We start from the raw sequence: 3,022 nt of genomic DNA, 5'->3' as shown, positions 1-3,022 counted from the left end.
GCGACATCAAGATGGTTCTCTCCTAGCAGGCGTTTTCTAAGTTTTAAAGCTTGCTGATATAAAGGTTCTGCTTCGCTGTAACGTCCTGTAGATTTGTAAAATCCTGCTAAATTGTTCAAACTAGCAGCGACATCGGTATGTTCTAAACCAAGACGATTTTGAGTGAGTTTTACACACTGTTGCAACCAATATTCTGCTTGCTGATAAAGTCCCTGTCCTTGATAAAACCAGGACAATTTGGTAAATAGAGTAATTAGATTTTCATCGCCTACATACTGGGATAGGTAGGTTGCAACTTCTGTAATGTGCGGGATATGTGGAGTGAGGTTGAGAATATCTTCAGGGTTAGGCTGTTGCGGAATTAGCTTTGCTACCTCTAACATCATCGCTGCAAAGTTAGTTTTTGCTTCATCCGCCTTATTTGACTTATCCAACTTCATTTGAAAAAGTTGCCGAATGAGGGGATTGAGATGATAAATTCCTTTACTTTTCTGTTGTAGCAAATGCAATTCTAGCAAATCGGCTATGGCTTTTTGCCAAAGTTCTTGTTTTTTGTTATCTTCTATCGTCTCAAGAGATAATGGAATGTCAGCTAAAGCACACAAACTTAGCAAACAGCCAAAGCTTTGTGCATTTTCATCCAACTGTTCCCAACTTAATTCAAAAGCTTCAGCTACACCGTATTCATAAGACATCAATGAGTTAGCATTGAGTACTGATTCATGTTCCACTCGTTTTTTCTCTAGCCGCTTCAGCAGTGTTTCCAAAGACAAATCTGGCATTTTATCCAGATATCGCCCTACTAACTCTAGCGCTAAAGGCAAATATTCTAAAAATTTACAAATTCTTCTCGCAACCCAAGGTTCTTGTTGCAGTCGTTCCCGAACCACCAGCGTTTTTAATAATTTCATCGCCGCCGATGGTTTGAGGACATCCAATTCGCTATTATATTTGGCCCTCAGGTAAGCTTGTAACGTTTTTAGTTTGTCCCGATTGTTAGAAATAGCTAACTCAGGATAACTCTGAGCAAACTTTTCATATATCTCACCCATCCACTTTCTGAAAGCAGCAACATCAACGTTTAATTCGCTGATAAGTTTAGCTTCGCTTTTACCTAAATTATCATTATTAAAATCCTTTAAAAAAGCTGCTGTTTGCTCTAGAGATAAGCTATGAGTAGCAGCTTCTTTGGCTAGAAAATTAGCCCATTGCATAAACTGCTTGTGATATTTATTTTTTATTCTACTTTGTCTCCATTTGGAAATCTCCTCTCTTCGGGGTAAAAATACCATTTGCATAGAAACATTCAAAGGCAGTAGCTTGCCGTTAGACATCGCCACTTGAGCCTTTGAACCTCAAACTTCGAGTTTTGTACTCAAAATAGCTATGCGATGTCTACAACGGGCTATTCGGCGTCGCTCTATTTTTCAATGTATTTTGAATATGAGGGGGCGATGTCTACGACGGACTAGGCCTACGCACGTTGTTAATTAGCATGAAAATCGAACCGTAGAGGCGCAGAGGACATGGAGGAAGAAATTAAGAGGGTGCGTAGACGCGTAGCGGCTTGTCGTCAGACATCGCCATTTGATGTTACAATTTGTAAGCGATCGCTATTCTTTTGCTTGAAGTTTTCAGCAAATTGATCAAAGTATCGGATAACCACAAACCAGCGTCACGCAAAGCTTGAATTCCAGGAGATATGCTTGGGATTAGTCCACGTCTTTTTGCTAATATCAGCAAACCTCCTGTTCCAATAGTATTAATACCTAAAGCTTGACCACAACGCCGTGTTGCCCTATCGTCAACAATAGCGGCACAGTCTGAATTTTTTAGTGCCAAACTTAATACTTGTGATTCTCCTTTTCCCAAATCCCAAGCTGCTACAACAGGATTAATAGTATTAACTTCTACTGTTTGTATCCAAGTAATATTGGGTAATAGTGTTAATGCGGCATCATCTTTTGTTGTGACTTCTTCAAAAACACCTAATGGAACTATAATTTCTGTGAATAATTGTGGAAGTAATTGTACTTGCTGACTTTTCCAAATAACAATTAAAGGTGAAGAGTTAATAATTACACAATTAATCGACATTTGTCAGTTCCTGGGCTAACTCTTGGGCAGTAGATTGCATAAAATCTACTTGGTAGCGTGATAAGGCATTAATAAATTCAGCACGAGTTAACCCAGCAATTTCTGCTGCTTTGGCTTGTGAAATGTCACCTAATTCATACCATTTAACTGCTGCTGCAATTCGCATTTCTTGGATGAATTCTTCAGGATTTTCCGAAGTGCTGAAAATACTGTTTCTGGTAATTGGATTGGTACTGTTCGCATAAATTTCTCCTCAGTTTATTAGAGAGCATTCCTCTGCTTAGAGTCAAGAACGCTAAAATTGACCCTTTAAACCTCGAAACAGCTAGCGATCGCTCTATTCTTTACTGTACTTTGGATATGTGGGGGCATGAGAATCAAACCGCGAAGGGCGCAAAGGGCGCGAAGAAATAAGTAAGAGAGAGCGATCGCCATTTGAAGTTAGAATTGATGGGCGATCGCTGCTAAAGTTTAAACTACAACTGTTGTGTGGCATCAATTTGGTGCGATTTTGTGAAAAGGGTGCGATCGTTAGCGATATGCTTTTCTTAAAAATCTTGCATAATTTCCCCGAACTGCCATTGTATCGGTATGACCTACACCTAAAGCCTGCTCACAAATTGCCAAAGCTTGCTGATACAGGGGTTCGGCTTCGCTGTAGCGTCCTGTAGAACTGTAGAGTGCTGCGAGATTGTTCAAGATAGTAGCGACATTGGGATGATTGTCTCCTAGTAAGCGTTTTTTCAGTTTTAAAGCTTGCTGATACAGGGGTTCGGCTTCGCTGTAACGTTTTGTAGAACTGTAGAGTTGTCCGAGATTGTTCAAGCTAGTGGCGACATCGGGATGGTTATCTCCTAGTAAACGTTTTTTCAGTTCCAAAGCTTGCTGATACAAGGGTTCAGCTTCGCTGTAGCGTCCTGTAGAA

Annotated in this window: 3 protein-coding genes and 1 pseudogene; all 4 read right to left on the bottom strand. The window is 40.1% G+C overall.

Annotated elements, in window-relative coordinates; translation table 11 throughout:
* Positions 1-1,214, bottom strand: a 1,214-nt coding sequence (locus ACFE90_RS02475; protein ID WP_375497413.1) for a tetratricopeptide repeat protein, incomplete at its 3' end; no start/stop codon positions are given.
* 379 nt (positions 1,215-1,593) lie between these two features.
* Positions 1,594-2,097: a DUF3368 domain-containing protein gene (locus ACFE90_RS02470; protein WP_375497411.1), complete on the bottom strand. Its 504-nt coding sequence runs from the start codon at positions 2,095-2,097 to the stop codon at positions 1,594-1,596.
* A pseudogene (locus tag ACFE90_RS02465) lies at positions 2,087-2,340 on the bottom strand (UPF0175 family protein). Before ACFE90_RS02465 ends, ACFE90_RS02470 begins: the two are co-directional and overlap by 11 nt.
* A gap of 288 nt (positions 2,341-2,628) precedes the next feature.
* Positions 2,629-3,022, bottom strand: a 394-nt coding sequence (locus tag ACFE90_RS02460) for a tetratricopeptide repeat protein (RefSeq protein ID WP_375497409.1), incomplete at its 5' end; no start/stop codon positions are given.

Source organism: uncultured Nostoc sp., from assembly GCF_964245445.1.
In the GTDB taxonomy this organism is placed as follows: Bacteria; Cyanobacteriota; Cyanobacteriia; order Cyanobacteriales; family Nostocaceae; genus Nostoc.
Note: the sequence above shows the minus strand (reverse complement) of the source record. Positions and strands in the feature narration are given on the sequence as shown.